Below are 17189 nucleotides of genomic sequence, written 5' to 3' on the forward strand. Positions count from 1 at the left end.
CATCAAACAACCACGCGGCAGGCTTACCGTATGGGTAAACCTGACAGCACAAAAGCACTGGCTTAAGCATAGTGATGCAGCTCCAGTTGGTGCAGTTCGGCGAGGGTATAGACACGGAAAACATGACGGTGACGGGCTTCCAGCGGGATATGCTGATGGTTAACGATGACGTGTTTTATACTGGCGAACAGCAGTTCAATGGCGCGTTTTTTCTGTTGGTCGGGCACGAGATAAAAAACGTAAATCCAGTATTTGTTGGTGCGCGCCAGCAGGTGGCTGGCAATGATTGACTGGTAACGGGCTTTGGTTTTCAAGTGGCGCTCGGTTTCCACCGCGATGACTTTTCCGTCCGGGAGCGTTATCAACCCGTCAGGTCTGTGTTTGACCTGATACTGGCTGAGGAAGGTAGTGCGATCGCCGTTTATCCATCCGGTAGCACCTTTTTTCTCAAGGATGATCCGGGCCAGCTGATTATCAAGGTGATGCTCCAGCGTCCAGCCGGTAACTTTTGATGGCTCAAACCGCGTCGGGAAAAGGTCATCGTCCGGGGTCAAAACGACGGCCAACCCGTCACTGGTTATTCCCCACAATGAAACTTTCATCGTCCGTGATTCCAGCACATGCTTTTGTATTAACCCCATGCCCTCGACTTTTGACAGCAGCGTATACAGCGATTTGTGATCCCTGAAGCCGAAAAGCAGCATCAGCGTTTTAAAATCGCTGTAGGTTTCTTCTTTCAGGAAATTCAGCAGTCTTTTTATTTTCTCGCTGTTGCGTGCGGTGCGCTCGCTATGCGTGGCGATAAGCATTTGGCCTCCTAAAAATCGAGAAGGGACAGTTTTTCTTCTTCGTCAGGCGTCGGCTTTGTGGCTTTATTGTCTTCATCCGTGAAGAAAAGATCGGGCCGGGTTGCCATGACATTCGGCGTTGTTGTTGTGGGTACGGGTGTTTTTTCTTCCTCGCTGAAATCCAGCGAGACTTTTACCGATGCCGCTGAGGCGGCAATTTCAGGAGAAACAAAAAAGATCTCTAGTGCGCGCTTTTTTACCTTTATCGGCGAAATCAACGATGCGGATGGAAGTTTTCTGGTGGTGAATATAAAGCTGACAAAATCAGGCAGGTTCAGGATCATATTGCTGTCAATAAAGAAACGCTCCGCTTGTCTGATTGTGCGTTCATTGTCGATGGTTTCTGTCAGCACGGTATCGGTTTTCGCCTTGCGGACTTCATCATCCACTAATATGGTGCCTGACATCTTGGCCACCCATTCAGCCGTATCCGGGTCCATTACACGATAAACCAGTTTGAACTTGGCATTCTCGACAACCGCGCCAACAACGGCGTCACCTTTTAAATCTGCCGGGCAGTCTTTTAAATCGGCGACAGACTGATGCGCCATGATGATGTGTACACCTTTATCCCGTGCCGCGCCTAATCCCTCCAGCGCAGGTTTTGACAGATGGTATTTCAGCTCGTCGAGGAAAATGCCAATGGGACGGGGGGCTTCTTTTACCCGGTCGCGCCTTTCCGCTAACTGATAAAGGCGAACCAGGAGCATTCGCTGTGCGGTAATGATTTTGCTGTTTCGCATGGAGCCAATGACATAACAGCAACCGCCTGCGTCAAAGATCTGTTTAAGTGAAAATCCCGTCGGCGCATTGATGGCATTTAATAATGCTAGTTCCTCAATCTTACCGAAAAAGGCTTTGATGTTTTCCGCAATACCCTGAACGTAATCACCGTTATAAATATCACGGACGGTTGAGTCTGGATGGTGACTGACGAATTGCGCCGCGATGCGCGCCGCCTTTCTGTCGTCAATGCGGTAAAAGTCAGATTCTTGCCCTTTTTCCGCCAGACTAAAACCGGCGACAAAAAGCTCTTCCAGTTCATCCGGAGTAATATCTTCAATCAGGTTTAACTGGTATTGCTGTTTTCGCAGGTCGATTAAGGCAAAGGGTTTGCCTGCATCCTCACAGGCTTTCCGGTAAAGGTGCGGTGCCCATTCATCATCTTTGGGGTCCATGACGAATATGCCTTCACCGGCCAGGATACTTTGATAAAGTAATATCCCGGTAGCCACCCCCTTACCGGCACCGGTTGTGCCGATAATATCCGCGTGTTGTCTTTGCCAGTCTTTTAACGGGAGGTACATCGGCAGTTTATCCCGGTCCATCCCGATAAAAATACCTTTGCTCAAGTCGATGTAATCCAGTGGATCATAATGCAACGTTTCCGGCAGTAACGATTTCACCGTGCGCACATCGGTGCGTAATTCCCGCTCAAGCGTTGACTTTTTAACGAGCCGTTTTTTTATTTTGTCCAATTCTGGCGTTAATGTCCTGCGCAGCAGAATATGGAAAATAAAACCCGCTATGGTGAAGGCAATCAGTACCGACCATGCCAGAACGGGAATGCTGGCGATAACACGGCCCTGATAAAGCCACTGAAAAATCCAGATAACAACCGGGGCCATCGTACCGAAAAGAAAACACAGCATGGGAAAAGCGATTAACAGCTTTTTCCAGAACGGGGCTTTTTGCCGTTCATCGCTTTTCATCGACGCGAAAAACGGTATTGTCAGCCCCGATAATAGCGCCAGCATCAGTTGATGCTGTTGCATAAAAGCAATGAAGGTTAGCGCGCCATTCACTATCGGCGACAGTGAAACGGCCAGCTTATTTAAGATCATGATGCCTCCTTCGTCAGCAACTCGACCCATAGCATCGCCCCATCAATTCGCCCCACGGTGTTGGGCGAAAAGGCGGGGCGAAAGCATGGGGCTCGTGAGGTGGCCGCGTTGTGACCATGCGCCGGGAGGTTATACTTCCCGGCCCGAACGGCGTGCGCCAGTTCACGCGGGCTGGACGCCCTTATGGACTGTCGCATGGGGGTAATGTCGTGGCTGGACGCCGCACCAAAACCCCCAACGTCAACAGCGGCACACCGTCGCCCGCTACGCGCGACCACCCCCTTTGAGACGTCGTTTTTCGCCTATTTTTTCTTTTGTCCGTTCCGGCCAAGCGAAAAAATGGGAAAACGCCTTCAAAGAGGGTGGTCGCGCCACGCTACCGGCTTTTGGCCGGAGACTTAGCCGCGACGGTGTGCGGGGCTACGCCCCCCAAATAAACCGACGCGTGGGCGCGTCTTTTTGCTCGCTGGGGCGGCAAAATTTATTCGGCTCCCCCCGGCCAGCTCGGTTCACCTGGGGGTGAACGCTCGCCGGTGGGTTCGGGCGACGCAAATTAGCAATTTCTTCGAAATTGAATTTACTCGCCTCACGCCACTGTTAAATTCATGCTCTGCGCATGAATTTAACAGCCCAAAAACCGCATCTGTGATTGTTGTTATCACCTTAACTGGATGATGATTTCGATAAAATGAGATAACAATCATATAGATTTGATTTCATCGCTTAGCGGGATTTAACTGAATAGGAGCATTTCAATATTAGTTAAAAACCTCTCCTGAAAGCAGTGTCGATTGCCAATGTATTATGATTTCGATATCATCAAGTCATTACCTTTGTCAAATTTTATGTTGAAAATGAAACCAGAGGAAGAAGAACAATGTCTATTGAAATAAAGAAAATTTTACCAACAGAGTGGGTTGATGCTTATAAAATAATATCGCAGTTGAGGGACCTGACAGAAGAAGAATTTATCAGAAGGGTTAGAATGCAAATATTTAACGGTTATGAGCTAGTTGCTGCATACTCAGGTGAGAACATTGTTGGCGTAATGGGATTTAGACATGTACATACGTTAGCTCGTGGTTTTCATCTCCACATTGATGACCTGGTTGTTGATGAAAAACAAAGAGGTTCAGGTATAGGAAAATTATTGCTGAGCTTTGCGATAAAGGAAGCAAAAGAGAGAGAAATGAATTTTGTTTTTCTTGATGCGAGAAAAGAAGCAATGCCGTTCTATGAAAGTAATGGTTTTATTTTTCATGCCTCACCGTCTATGAAGAAAGTTCTTTAAATTCAAATCAGCCAGTAATGGTCCCGGTTACTCGTATAATAATCTGCTCACCCGGCAAACGTGCCGGTAATTGATCAACCGCGCATACGGCCAAATTTGCTGATGATTTGGCTGATAAATTCCGGATCGGCTGATTCGCATTCGAGCAAAAATGCTTTACGGGCATCGGCTGTATGGCTGGGCAGAAAACTGTGTTTGTTCTTTTTCACGATATTAAAGAAAGAACGTTCAGCAGAGCTGCATTCTTTTCCTCCGTCATTACCCGTCGTTTTACCGTACATACATAAAACGACTTCACAGGCATCGGCAGCCATCGCAGTGGATGGCAATAACGGAGCAATACAGAGAAAAAATGCAGGCAGCATGATCGATTTCATGTTGATTACCTCTGGTTGGTAAGGCGCTATTGAATGTTGGGTCGTCGGGAGGGGGTATCTGGAAAACCTGGGGTGTGTATGGTGTTACCGATAAAACTCAATTTCTGTTGTATTACAGGTCAGGCAATTATTCAGTTTTGGCAGGAAGGTAATGACGCCGGAGTAACCGTTTTTTCGTAGCCAGGTTTTCGCCCTGAAATAACGTTCACTATCCGGTGCGTTAACAATAATCTGACTGGAATGGACAACGGCATACCAGACATCGGGCGGGTAAACCGCGTCAGGGTTGAAGGCCATTTTTATTGACCAGTGGTCATCGACTGTGGGAGACGGCAAAATAACCCGGTTCTCTGACCACTGTGGGCGTGTCGTATTCATTTCCACGCCGGGTTTATCCCATTCGGGCTGAACGGGTTCCGGTGGGGATGAACAGCCAGAAAGGATAACTATCATCGCACTGATTAAAAACAGGTCAATCGTTCGCATAGTTGAAGGTCTCCTTCATTTTATCCAGGTGAAGATATTTGTAATAGATATCACCCATCCGGCGGATATCGCCGTGAATATCAATACTGACGATAATATCTACGCTTTTAAGCACTTTGCGTAACAGCACCTCAAAGGGGATATTCTGGCAATCAGGGTTCTCAAAACAGCGGTCAATAATGCCTTCAATACAGTCTTTCGGGCTGCCCGCGTGCAGGGAGGTGATAAGACCTTCATGACCGGAGCCGACGATTTTCAGCGCGTCCCACGCTTCCTTGCCTCGAATTTCCGCCAGCAGAATGCGGTCCGGGTTCATCCGGTAATTGGCCCGGATAAGCCTGCCGGGTGTGACGATGGCATCATCCCCGGCGTCCGCCGGATAAAATAGATGAACATAATTGGTGTGGTGGTAAAATCGGATTTCGGGGTTGTCTTCAATGGTGATGAGTCTCAGGTGTTGAGGAATATAATGCAGCAGCGTTTTCATGTAGGTGGTTTTGCCGGAGCCGGTTTCCCCCACAATGAATATTGTCCTACCATACTCAACGGCCTTTTCAATAAAGCGCGGGACATCCCCGCTGGTATAATATCGGGCCAGTTCATCATCCTTGCTTTCAGTCTGCTCCTTACCTGTCACCCGGTTATAAAAACCGGCATCAATCCAGGACTGATGCGTTTTCTGCTCGAATGACGGTTTACGCAGCGTGATGGAAACCGTATTCCGCTCACAGGCCGGGGGAATAACGGCCTGAATACGCTCGCCGGATCCCAGCGTAGCGGAAAGAATGGGCGACGTATCATCCACGTTGTCCTCATTCCATGAAGCCAATGCTTTGGCAAAAGCGTAGCACTGACGCAGGGTGACCGGAGCGTCGTGCCGTTGCCATTTTCCGCGAATTTTGGTGTGGATCTCGCCGGGACGGTTAATGGCGATTTCCGTCAGGCCGTCCAGCGGCAGGAAATCACCGAACAGCTGGTTTTTCATAAAATCAAGAGACAGGTTTTCAGTCGTCATATATCCCCCCTCTATTTCATGCGCAACCGATAGACGGAGGAAAAATCAATATCGGTGCCGGTCATGATACTGATAACGTCGCCCTGGTTCAGATACATCGTGGGCGGAATATTGATGCTGTTCTCCAGCGTCGTTTTCGCCATTTCCGACGCGGCGGCGCGGGTGTTTTCGGTATAGTCGGTGTTGCGGTCTTTTCCCGGCGCTGAATCCGCCGCTGCCGCAGCCACATCCTGCACGGTGCTCAGCATCAGGGCATTACCGAAACGCGCCCAGAAATGGGTATCAATCCAGCCTGTAATACCCGCCTCACCCAGCGGGCCGGTGGCCCCGGTATCCGTGAGCGGAATTTGCAGGCTGCCGGGCTCAGGCGTGCGTAACTCCATCCAGATAACAAACATCCGGCTGCGTCCGTGTTGTAATGCCCCGGCGCGGTATACGCCCCTGGCGACGGTGCCCGCCGGGATCAGTTTTACATGGTTGCTGGCGCTGTAGACATCCTCGCTGATAAGGCACGAAATCGCGCCGCCCACATCGGAGACAAACCGCCGCATCATTGAGCAGGGGATATAGCGGTCAACCGGGATGTAGAGATCAGGATCGAGGTTCAGCCGCCTGACGCCGGTGACCTTAGCCACCCCAGGCTTTTCATTGTTGCCACGGGTAACGGAGGCGGTTGTCGGACTGCCGGTCGCTCCCGCATTGTCGCGCGGTTCGTTTCGGGTGGTTCGCGTGTTGCCTCGCTGCGCGGCCTCGGTGGCGTTGTTCAGCCCGTCAGCCAGCGCCGTTGCCTTGTTCAACGTGGGCAATGCCGGTGGGGAGGATGGCGCGGAGTTTTGCGCCTGGCCCTTGTCCGCCGTCGTTTCCGGCTTGTTCTGTCCGAACAGACCGAACGGATTGCTGTCCATGCCGAGGTTGGTTCGTGCATGTTGTCCCGCGCCGGTCGAAGGCGCAGGTGCGGCGTCGGCTTCCTTTTCGTCACCTTTTTTCAGCGCTCCGAGCAAGCGATCGCCGCCGAGTGCCAGTGCAATCAGTACGGCCAGGCTAACCAGGCAGACCAGCAGCGTCCGGCGACCGGATGATTTTCGAAAGCGGGTCACTTCGGGCTGACCGGGCGGCGTTTGTTGTTCCTGCTCCGGGCTCGCCATCGCCAAGCGGGCGCGCTCGCGGGCCTCTGACTCCAGTTCTGTCGTGGTTTTTTCCGTTGCTTCAGGGAAGGATGGGTGTGTCATTTGGCCTCCAGCGTGACGGCGGGTGACACGGTGTCGCCACTGGCGACAGTGGCTTGCCCGTATGCTGCATTTTCAATCCCCACCACGGCATTGCCATAGCGCAGTACCAGACGAGGCGACAACGCCCGTACCACCATCACGGTGTAATTGCCCTGGCTGATAATTCGGGGCGTGACCGCCTGCTCTTGACCATTAACGATCAGGAAGGGAGAGGGCAGGATTTTGACCGGTGAAAAGCCGATATAGGTAAAGCGGCCATCATCGTAAGTGAAGTCCGGTGCTATGGACGCCGAGCCTGCCGCCACCCGTTTGGTATAGCGCCAGTTGCGTGGTGAGGTGGCCTGTTTGAATGCCGCTGCTATCTGCTGTTTTTCCTGCGTTTCGCGCAGCATTTTCATACGACTCGCATTGGCGGCGTCTGATTGCCGGCGGGCCTCATCTAGATAGCGATAGCGGATAACGAATGCCTGGGAGGGTGAGTCGTTATCCAATACGTTCAGCTCCAGGCTATAATCACGTTTTGACGTCACGACAAAGAGATTGGTCTTCCAGTCTTTCGCGGTCGGCAGAAAGACCTGACTGACGTTATTGCCGCTGGCATCCGTCACCGGCTGGGTAATGGGGTTCGGGCTGACGCCCACCCGGTTATCACTGCGGGTCACCGTCCAGCCTTTGGGAAAGCCCGCCTGCGCATCAATAACCTCCTCATCATCGTCGAACAGCAGCGTGGTGACGTAGCCGGGGCGGGTATTGACGACCGTGGCGTTTTGGCTGTTGTAAAAGACGTTCTGCATCCGGCTGTCCCAGGTACTTCCACTGGGCATGGCGGCACCCCAGGCCACGTATGACGCCAGGATAAGGGTAAGGCCCAGACTATTTTTCAGCATCATTCAGTCCTCAGTTCTTTATCGCGCTGGTAGCTGGTGACGATGAAGCCCATCGGGTTCACTTCGCGCTGGCTGTCTGTGAGTTGTTTGCGTGGGAGGTAGCGGTATGTCAGGCGAATATTCCAGACATCCGTTTTGACCGAGTTATCCGCAATGCGGCGTATGGTGCGCCTGATGCGTAATGTCGCCAGATGGTCGGGCGCTGTGGCGGAGGCGTGGACGTTCGAAATAATGTCAATATACACGACATATTCCGCTTTATTGAAAATGACATCCGGTGCCTGGTCGCTGTTAAATCCGTCCAGATACTCTTTATTCACGCTGTCGCTATTGAATAACTGCACATCGTCATAATCGCGCTGGAGTGAAAAATAGTTATACCCTTCGCGGAGTCTGACGTAATGCGCCGCCAACGAATGCGCAAGGGCGTCTTCCGTCGAAATATCCCGCTCTTTAATACGGGTCATATATTCATAACGACCGGTCTGTTTATCCACGGACCATAACTCAATGTCGGTGGTTTTTAGCGGCAGCTGGATAATCAGGGCTACGATTGCCATCGCGGCAAGAATAAAACCGACCGCTGCCATCAGCCAGGCAACCTTTTTTTCACGCGCATCCTTTTCCAGAATAACGGTTTCAAAATTTCGGGACGACGCAAGGACTTTTTCTGTTTCAGGCATGGTTTGTCAGCTCCTGGATGATGGCCGGGGAATTAACCGGTTTAGGATCGCCGGATACCGGCGGAAGGATGAAGTTATGCTGTGCGCAGCCCGTAAGCGCGCATAGCATCAGAAAGACGATGCTGAGTTTCATATCAGGCCCTTTATTTAACGGATGTGGTGGCGTCAGTGTTATTGCCACGACGCGCTACGAATTCGGATATGATGAGCGGGGAAGAGATTAGATGTAGAAGTGTGGTTACCAATCGATTTTAACGCAACCAGATTACCAACTCCTTTGAATCTCCAGGAAGAAGCGAATGTCGTGAAAGTGATTTGTGATAGTTCAACAAAGTGGGTAGATCCGTTTTCAGTTGATGGACGAATGCTAAACTCCTATAATATTGACATTTATCGATATTTTATAAATTTCAATGTGCATTCTTTTCCCGAAAAAATGAAATAATTATTTTGGCTGTTTTTTGTCAGAAAAATATCGGATTTCTAATATGGGCTCTTTATATAATTCGCCAATTAGCTCAATAGATATTTCATTTGTTTTTTTTCGGAAAATTCTTTCTCATAAAAATGATGAAGTCCCATAATTCCTCCTCGATTTTATTTGTCTTTTCAATGGTGATTGTGCTGATTAAATAATAATTTTATGCATCTTCATCATACAGTCTCAATGCGGATTTAATGTTGCCAGGAATATCATTTCTATCGCTACGTGGCACAACAATTGCGTGATCGCTTATTTCATAACCCGCGTTAATCGTCGTGGATCGTATAGGTATGATCATGTTTATCAATGTGGATTTTGTGAGATTGTCTGTTAATTGCAAGGAGTTTATTTGTTCGTGTGTGATAGCGGGATAATCACCTTTGCATACTTTATGCATTTTTCTTATGTTAGTTATTATTTCTTTGAGTCGGGGGAATATGTCCTGATCGAAGAAGTACCCTCAATACTCCTTTTTGAATTTTATAGTTCCTGAGAATACTTAACTTAGACGAGTATTTGGCATTGATAAGAGCTAACTCGTCGTCTAATTTAATTTGATTTGATGTTTTAAGTGGGTAGTAATCAGCCAGTTGCAGGGCACCATAAATATATTTTGCCTAACAATGTTTTCGGACTGCCTAATCGTAGATGAGCCGGAAGCTCTAGCGAGAGAGTATCGTATGACGACCGTTTTTCGTTCATTCGAGACTGCCATATTTCAACTAGTCTACTCCAGCAACCTTGTGCCAGTTGCAGCATCATGCTGCAACTGGCACAAGAGTACGCTAGGGGGGAAAAGCGTTAAGACCTTGGCTAGAGCTAGATATTTCCCAGCTTTGTACATCATTCCAGACATCGAGCATCATTTTACCTAGTGGAATATTTCGGAAGTCCTCTCTGTCAGGTGAAAACCCCAATATAGTTTCTATCTCCTCAGCTTGGTCCTGGCTGAGAATATTCAGGCCGGTGACTTGTCCAACAGATTTGGCGAACGAAAGGTTTTTGCGTATGCTTTTAGCGATGCGCCAGGCCTCATGCAGATGATTTTGATATTGCGGAATCAGTTGGAAAGTCGTGAGCGACCTGCTGGCTGCTATGTTTCCCTCTGGTGCTGCAATATGAATCAAATAATCCTTCTTCCTACCACGTAATGCGCGTAACTCCGGTGACCATGATTTGCCGCTGGCAGGAAGCAGGCTGAAGCTGAGCACGGCTTTGTCCACCTGCGGATTGAGGTGGGGAACTTTGTAGAAATCGGTATCATGCTTCATCTGCGGACCATTGCATTTTGAGCAGGAAGGCATGATGTTACCCAGAGAAAGTGCGAGAAAAGGATAATTGGACTGTGAAATGTAATGGTCAAGATCAGGTCGATAACCTGTCAATTCATCACTTTTAGGATTTGTATCAATGGTGCGCAGATGGCAGTAAGGGCACACCTTGTAAACTGAGCACTCGCATAGGAGATAGGCTCCCCATATTTTTCTGCTATCACGGAATTTTTCATAGTTGAAAATATTTTTTAACATTCCCAGGGCTTCATCACGCTGCGTACTTTGTTTTGTATCATCAGTGGTAAAAGTATGATTGAAATCATCAATGACTGACGAAAAGTTCCGTGTAGACGTAGCAACGATAGTTCGTAAATTACGACGAACAAATAATTTAACCTGATGTAATAGCAGGCACGGAGGCCCGGCTAAGTATTCCTTTCTAAAATACGCCGCAATGGTTTTGCAGAGATATTGTTCATGTTTTTTCGCCGCACTGATCCAAACATCGGGAATTTCAATAATCATGATCCTGCCCTGACATTATTTAATACTGCTCGGCGCAGACCGGCATCACCGATTTCTTCTATCAAGTTTTTCTCTTCTTGGCTTAAATTACCGGCCATAACAGATTTATGGAGTGCCTGTACTTTGAGCGCGGCATAGGAACCGATCGAAGGTGTGTCAAATGCTTCCAGTACCAATGCATCCATTGAATTGCCAAACGTTTTAATATCGGTGGACAAGTTGTCGCCAAGACGTTGCACCATTGAAGAAGGAAAATCACCAGAAATAATCGGTGAATGTGTTGCCAGTACCACCTGTACACAATCGAACTGACAACGATTTTTGGCCTCAGCGAGAAAGGCATTGAGCCGTTCAACAAACTGCCGTTGCCAGTCCATATGTAAGTAGGTGTCTCCTTCATCAATCAGCACCAAAACTGATTGCATTTTTTTTGCCTTCAGGCGGTCAAGCGCTATATCAATGCGGGAGAATTGCTCCATTAACGACATTAATCCTGAACTCAGGTTGGTCCAGGAGAGTTCGACAGCAGATTCGCTGTTTGTTATCGCCAGCAGGTGCTGGGAATCATCTATAACAAACTCAATACCTTGCCTGATGCTAGTGTCGATTGTGCTATGGCGTGCGTGAGAAGTAAGCAAATTATGAGAATTACTTAAAAGCTCAGTAAAGCGTACGATTAAGCCGTCAATTTTTCTCTCAACGGGCAGTGTTGGCGCTTCATCCCAATTGAATAGGTGATTTGACAACAGAAATGACAGTACCACTAAATGGCGATGGCGGATGGATTTCGACATCTTTTCCAGCGTCGCCAGAACACATTTCACATAAGCCGAACCACCTTTCTGACGCAAAATATCGATAAACCAGTTTTCCACCGTAGCCGCGAATTGTTGCATTTCTGGCGTGTTGCTGTTTGGCTGTTCGTCACGTTGACGCGCCAAAAGATACTGGCGTTGCATCTCCGCCCGCGAATGAGTCAGTGAGCCGGGCAGTGTCAGTAACTGTGGCGCAATAACACGCTCAAAGAGATCGCGACGATAGGACAAACGTGCCACCAATTGAGTTTTTTCTCCAAGGGACTTTGCGATACGGGTATATTGCTCCAACATCCCGGTTCGCAATTTTTTTCCAGAGATAGTGGAGGCATTGATAAAATGGGGGTGTGGCTCGATGGCCCTACGATAGGGCAAGGGGGTATAATATATAACCCCAAGACCCTCTGGCGGGTTGCGGGCATCCCGTTGACTCAGGCGGTCGAAAAAATCCGTTTTTTGCCAGTTTCCCTGATCCCCTGCTGGAGCTCCAGCAGTCAATATTTCCGCCAGCGTCAGTAGTAAATGGGTTTTACCTGAACCATTTTTGCCCAGCAGCAAGCTCATTGAGTCAATGTCAAAATATTTGGGGAATTTTTTCGCACCAGAGCCTACATGTATAGTCTGACCATCAAATGTCAAAAAATCGATCATCTTTAAAAGCCACTATGTTAAGTTTTCTGTCCCTTAGCAGAGAAATTTACCACTAAGCCTGTAATGAAAAAACATGTAACGGTTTGGAAACACAGATAGCAATAAAATTCATTAGGAAAGCTATATTTACTGACGGCTAACGTTTCGGACTGTTTTCGCAGTAATCCAAGTCTGTCCAAAATTCGTTGCTTCAATCAATTGTCCACTCATAACCGACCGAGATCCTGCTGTCAATGTCTTGGAGTCAAAAGCAGGCGTGTTACTCTGCAGAATAAATAATTTTCGCATACACGATGCTTTCCACACGTACTAAACAAAGTTACGAGAAAAGATGAAAATCCGGTTGCGACACTCGTAGCTTGCGAAGGCGTACGCTTATGCCCTGAGCCAATGGCCTGCACTGACGAACTCTACCGAGGATGGCTGGGTAGAAGTCGATAACAATATCGCCGAAAAAGCTTTAAGGATGGTCAGCATAGGACGAAAGCTGCCTGTTCTTCGGTTCAAAGCACGGTGGTGAGCGAGTGCGTTGTCGTCCAGTTTGATAGGGGCATGCAAGCTGCGCGGTATGGGTCCGGAGCATTGCCTTCACCACGTACTTGCCGTAATCGCCGACTGGCCGGTGCAAAGCAGCATTTAGCTGGCCCTACTCAATGTGGCAATCACTGGCAACTTGGTTGATACCAGCGAAACTTTAATGCTAACTCGACGATTTAACTACTCTCTCTCGGTCATATGACTGATAAATTTGAAAGACTGTTGGAATTATTCACAACTATTTGGTTTTATAGAGGTATAAAATGTCTACTTTGAGAGGTGGTATGGAAATTCAAGAGTTTGTCAGCCAATACAAAAATCACCCAGTTCTTTTCATTGGCACTGGCTTTAGCCTTCGATATCTAAAAAATTCCTTTAGTTGGGATGACTTATTGATGAAAATCGCCGTTGATTTGACGGGGAATCCCGAGTTCTACTACGATCTGAAAGCTGAAAGCCTTGAAGGAGATGAGTATCGCTATGATATTTTAGCAACGAAACTTGAAGAAGTTTTTAATAACACTTTAGCCTCAGATCGACACGGAAAATTCGAAGCGATAAATAATATATTTTATGATAGCATGAAAAGTGGAAAAAAGCTTAGCCGCTTTAAAATCTATCTCACATCTATTTTAAAAGAACTTCAGATTAAAGACTCTATGAAGGCGGAAATTAACAGTTTAATTAAGACAAGGAAAAACATAGGCTCTATTATTACTACAAACTATGACCAACTCATAGAGGTTTTTTTTGATTTCATTCCGCTAATTGGCAATAATATTTTACTAAGCAACCCATATGGCTCTGTCTATAAAATACATGGATGTGTAAGTGATCCGAGTAACATTATAATAACACTAGACGACTATGTAAGCTTCGACAATAAATACGAATTAATTAGAGCCCAATTATTATCTATTTTTATTCATAATCCTATTATTTTCCTTGGCTACAGCATTAGTGATAAAAACATTAAATATCTCCTTCAGACTATTTTTTCTTATGTGGATTTGAATACTGACTTAGCAAAACGGATAAAAGACAATTTTCTTCTTGTTGAATACGTTGAAGGGAACATGTCAACTACTATATCTGAGCATGACATTAACATAGAAGGACTATCCATAATTAGGATAAATAAAATAAAAACTGATAACTACAAAGCTGTTTATGACGCGATATCTAATTTAGTATTGCCTGTATCCGCTATGGATATTAGGAAGGTACAAAAGGTATGGAACACAATAAAAAGTGGTGGCGAGATAAAGGTAAAAATAACAGAAAATCTTGACGAGCTGCGTAATGAAGAAATGGTTATTGCTGTCGGTTCTGAAAGGACTGTAAGATACGAATATCAAACTAAATCTGAGATGATGCAAAACTATTTTAAAATAGTTGACGAGGCGAACACGCAACTTATAGCTCTTCTAAATAAGCAAACTATAGGGCACCACGAGCATTTTCCGATCTACGCATTTAGCTCAATATGCCCTGAACTTGAAAACATTAAGGCAGCTAAAGAAAGGCAACTAGATAAAATAATCAGCCAAATTGAGAGAAGTCGAGCGGTTTGCCGCTCTGACTTTACATCAATTGAGGATATATTAGAACAGACTCCGGCGTGGAAAGTTGCAGGAACGATTACTTGTGGTGTTTTCGAAGATAATATCAACCTGGAGCAACTTAAAAAATATTTAATTGCTAACTCCCATAATGTGAATACAGGATACAGACAATTGCTTTGTTTGTATGATTTTCTCGCATATTAAAATCCTGCTTTAATGAGAATTATGACCACTTTGTGTGGTCTTAATTTTCCATTCCAATTCAACCTCAAAAAAATTGCATTGTGCTAACACTTCTCGAGAATGAAGTTAAAAAATTAATCACGCGATAAATTATGGATAGCGAAATTCATGATCAATCAATAACTTATTAAGTTAATAATCAGTCACACATGTAACAAGTGGCCCTATTTGACGCCAAGGGCGCACCTGAACCAAGCTTTAACGTCCGCTTCACGCCCTGAGCAGCCTGTCAGGTCTAGTCATGCTCTGCTATTAGAAAGTTTCAGGTTGAGTGGTGGCTTAATCCAGATAGGAGTTAGCGGTTACGCTGCTGATTAAAACGTTTCATATTCTCGATGGCGGCGGCGCGTTTTTGCCATGCAGAGAGGGCTTTGCCGGTGCCTGCGGCGATGAGTTTACCCGTGGCACTGGCGGCACTAATACCCCGTTTCATCGCCAGTCGGGCCCCTGCGGCTCCGGCCATCATGGCCGGTCTGGCTGCACTAGTGGATTTTTTCGTCAGCCCGCTCAGGCCGTTCATGGCTGCGCCTTGTAATGTGGCCTGGACGGCTGCGCCACTCAGCGTACTGGCAATCTTCGCGGAGAAATAAACGACAACTCCCGACGCGATCCCGGCCAACAAACATTGCGCCGCTAGCGTCACCATATTGCTATTGCTGGATGTGGCTATAGCGGCATCCAGTATTTTATTCAGGTAATTGATGGCGATCCTGATGGATAAGGCAGAGAACATTATCGTCAATATCGCCGTAAAAATGGTTTTTAGCCAGTTATCAAACATGGGTTTCAGGAAACCGTACAGCAGACAGAAAATAAACAGGGGTGCAGTGGTGGTCATTAACAGTAGGGTGATTTCGGCGAGCAGGTTGACAAACGTTGCGGCGAGTAAAAGCACGATCGCGCCACCCCATACCAGCACTTCGGCGAAGCCCCCGCTCAATTGGACATAGGTGGAGGTATCCAGATTAAACAGTGTCTGCCCCAGCGTCTGCGCCTTCTCCCATACGGTGTCGAGCAGGACCCAGACATTATCATCGCCGCTTACGCCATCCTTTAGTCCTTCGATAGCAGCAATCACGGCATCCAGCCAGCTATCGCGATTTAGTACAAAGGTGGTAATGAGCAACATTCGGCCCACATCCCAGACGACATCTTCAACCGGGGTCTGTAATTTGCCTCCCAGTGTTTGATACCCCCGATAAACGATGAATAAGGTGAATGAGCTGACAACTATAATGCTTATCATTGAGCCGTAGGTGGAAGACTGACCTTCTAAAACGGCGTTGAGTCCTTCCATGATGTTTTTGTCCATGCCAACAAAAATACCACCGGACATAATGCCTCGCTTGATATAAAAATAGACAGGGAATAAAAAACAGGGAAGAGTCCCTGTTTTTACTGGCGGGGATATTACTCGGTAACAGATTTTATTTTTTTAGCTTCCTGCTGGAACAGTGCTTCGAATTTTTCCTTTATCCCTGGCTTGCCTATTTGCGCGTACATAATGGCGGCCCTGTGGGCAAATTCGCAATTATCACTCGCCTCACCATCTATGAGGCATTGTGTATAAACTGTATACGTACATCCGGATGTTGCTTATACCAGGCTTCGGACTTTGTCTCTTTACAACCGGATAATGCGATGACGCCTGAGGCGACGAATAAGGTTAATAAGGATTTAGACATGTTTAAGCTCCCTATAGAGTGTTCAGATCAGCAACCGGTGCCGTTAATTGCTGCTGCTCAAAGGCTTTCTGTCTTTGCTGCTCCAGCAGTGTTGTTCGCTGCTCAGACTGCCTGACTGACATCTCCCACTGGCTGGTCAGCGCACTTAATTGTACGCTTTTGGCCGCCACGGCGTTAGCCAGGTCCTGGGACTCTTTCGTGTCCTGAGCGTTCGTTATGCGGTCAGATAAGTCTGATATATCGCTGAGTGTGCTGTTGATCCTGTTTTCCACATCGCTGGTGTTCTCAATGGACACCGCCTGATTGAGAACGATTTGTTTGCAGCTGGTCAGGTAACTCTGTGACGCGCTGGACTGATTGCAGGCATCGAAAGATTTATATTTATTATATAGGCTCTGAAGTTCAGAGGAATATACACCGCTCTGGTTCGTGAGCAGGTCATCCAGCGAAACGCCATTCTTTCGCAGCGCATCAATATCCGTTTTTAGGCTTCTGGCGTCGCTGAGAAAACCCTGAATATCCCGTACGCCCGTCGCCGTGGCTAATTGCTGCTTATAGGCGTTAATCTCGCTTTTATAGTGCGTCACGGTTTCTTCCCATTGCTTGAGTTTTTCAGTCCACTGGGTAATGGATTCCGCATTCTGCACAGCATCGAAAACCGGTATTCCGGCGCTTATCGACGGAGCGGAAATAAACAACGATAACGCCAGGATGCTATATCGGGTACGCATTGATTTTCTCTCCGGTCTG

At 47.3% G+C, this 17189-nt stretch carries 14 protein-coding genes and 2 pseudogenes; 3 read left to right on the forward strand and 13 right to left on the reverse strand.

Annotation, left to right across the window (positions count from 1 at the left end; all coding sequences use genetic code 11):
- Positions 1–62 precede the first annotated feature (62 nt).
- Both mobC and DES54_RS12295 read right to left on the reverse strand, forming a co-directional pair.
- Complete coding sequence (gene mobC / locus DES54_RS12290; protein WP_113867775.1) at positions 63–809, reverse strand: MobC family replication-relaxation protein; 747 nt, start codon at positions 807–809, stop codon at positions 63–65.
- Between the two features lie 8 nt (positions 810–817).
- Complete coding sequence (locus tag DES54_RS12295) at positions 818–2692, reverse strand: type IV secretion system DNA-binding domain-containing protein (RefSeq protein ID WP_113867777.1); 1875 nt, start codon at positions 2690–2692, stop codon at positions 818–820.
- An 877-nt stretch (positions 2693–3569) separates the two neighbouring features.
- Between DES54_RS12295 and DES54_RS12305 the strand changes: the two genes are divergently transcribed.
- Positions 3570–3983 (forward strand): GNAT family N-acetyltransferase, encoded by a 414-nt coding sequence (locus tag DES54_RS12305; RefSeq protein ID WP_113867781.1) that lies wholly within the window; start codon positions 3570–3572, stop codon positions 3981–3983.
- Between the two features lie 74 nt (positions 3984–4057).
- Here DES54_RS12305 and DES54_RS12310 read toward each other — a convergent pair whose 3' ends face one another.
- The 8 genes from DES54_RS12310 to DES54_RS12345 form a co-directional block, all read right to left on the reverse strand.
- Positions 4058–4360 carry a TrbM/KikA/MpfK family conjugal transfer protein gene (locus DES54_RS12310; RefSeq protein ID WP_113867783.1) on the reverse strand — a complete coding sequence of 101 codons (303 nt, stop codon included), beginning with the start codon at positions 4358–4360 and terminating at the stop codon, positions 4058–4060.
- 84 nt (positions 4361–4444) lie between these two features.
- Positions 4445–4846, reverse strand: a complete 402-nt coding sequence (locus tag DES54_RS12315) for a cag pathogenicity island Cag12 family protein (RefSeq protein ID WP_113867786.1) — start codon at positions 4844–4846, stop codon at positions 4445–4447.
- Positions 4833–5861 (reverse strand): P-type DNA transfer ATPase VirB11, encoded by a 1029-nt coding sequence (gene virB11, locus DES54_RS12320; RefSeq protein ID WP_113867788.1) that lies wholly within the window; start codon positions 5859–5861, stop codon positions 4833–4835. Before virB11 ends, DES54_RS12315 begins: the two co-directional genes overlap by 14 nt.
- Positions 5862–5872: 11 nt before the next feature.
- Positions 5873–7090: a VirB10/TraB/TrbI family type IV secretion system protein gene (gene virB10, locus DES54_RS12325; protein WP_113867790.1), complete on the reverse strand. Its 1218-nt coding sequence runs from the start codon at positions 7088–7090 to the stop codon at positions 5873–5875.
- Positions 7087–7980 carry a P-type conjugative transfer protein VirB9 gene (gene virB9, locus DES54_RS12330; RefSeq protein WP_240635022.1) on the reverse strand — a complete coding sequence of 298 codons (894 nt, stop codon included), beginning with the start codon at positions 7978–7980 and terminating at the stop codon, positions 7087–7089. The genes virB10 and virB9 overlap by 4 nt, the downstream gene beginning before the upstream one ends.
- Entirely contained in the window at positions 7977–8660 is a 684-nt protein-coding gene (locus DES54_RS12335; protein ID WP_113867792.1) for a VirB8 family type IV secretion system protein, read from the reverse strand. The genes virB9 and DES54_RS12335 overlap by 4 nt, the downstream gene beginning before the upstream one ends.
- Positions 8661–9929: 1269 nt before the next feature.
- Complete coding sequence (locus DES54_RS12340; RefSeq protein ID WP_113867794.1) at positions 9930–10943, reverse strand: hypothetical protein; 1014 nt, start codon at positions 10941–10943, stop codon at positions 9930–9932.
- Positions 10940–12409, reverse strand: coding sequence for an AAA family ATPase (locus DES54_RS12345; RefSeq protein WP_113867796.1), 1470 nt, complete (start codon positions 12407–12409; stop codon positions 10940–10942). The genes DES54_RS12340 and DES54_RS12345 overlap by 4 nt, the downstream gene beginning before the upstream one ends.
- A gap of 319 nt (positions 12410–12728) precedes the next feature.
- Here DES54_RS12345 and DES54_RS12350 point away from each other — a divergent pair.
- A pseudogene (locus tag DES54_RS12350) lies at positions 12729–13049 on the forward strand (IS66 family transposase); the annotation flags it as partial.
- Positions 13050–13209: 160 nt separating this feature from the next.
- A complete protein-coding gene (locus DES54_RS12355) occupies positions 13210–14715 on the forward strand; it encodes an SIR2 family protein (protein WP_240635020.1) in 1506 nt (501 codons plus the stop codon).
- 334 nt (positions 14716–15049) lie between these two features.
- On the opposite strand, the gene DES54_RS12360 is transcribed toward DES54_RS12355, so the two are convergent.
- The 3 genes and pseudogenes from DES54_RS12360 to DES54_RS12370 form a co-directional block, all read right to left on the reverse strand.
- On the reverse strand, positions 15050–16090 hold the full coding sequence (locus tag DES54_RS12360) for a TrbL/VirB6 family protein (RefSeq protein WP_113867798.1): 1041 nt from the start codon (positions 16088–16090) through the stop codon (positions 15050–15052).
- A 74-nt stretch (positions 16091–16164) separates the two neighbouring features.
- A pseudogene (locus DES54_RS12365) lies at positions 16165–16439 on the reverse strand (EexN family lipoprotein).
- A gap of 11 nt (positions 16440–16450) precedes the next feature.
- On the reverse strand, positions 16451–17170 hold the full coding sequence (locus DES54_RS12370; RefSeq protein ID WP_113867800.1) for a TrbJ/VirB5 family protein: 720 nt from the start codon (positions 17168–17170) through the stop codon (positions 16451–16453).
- Positions 17171–17189: the final 19 nt, after the last annotated feature.

This window comes from Brenneria salicis ATCC 15712 = DSM 30166 (assembly GCF_003315515.1).
In the GTDB taxonomy this organism is placed as follows: Bacteria; Pseudomonadota; Gammaproteobacteria; order Enterobacterales; family Enterobacteriaceae; genus Brenneria; species Brenneria salicis.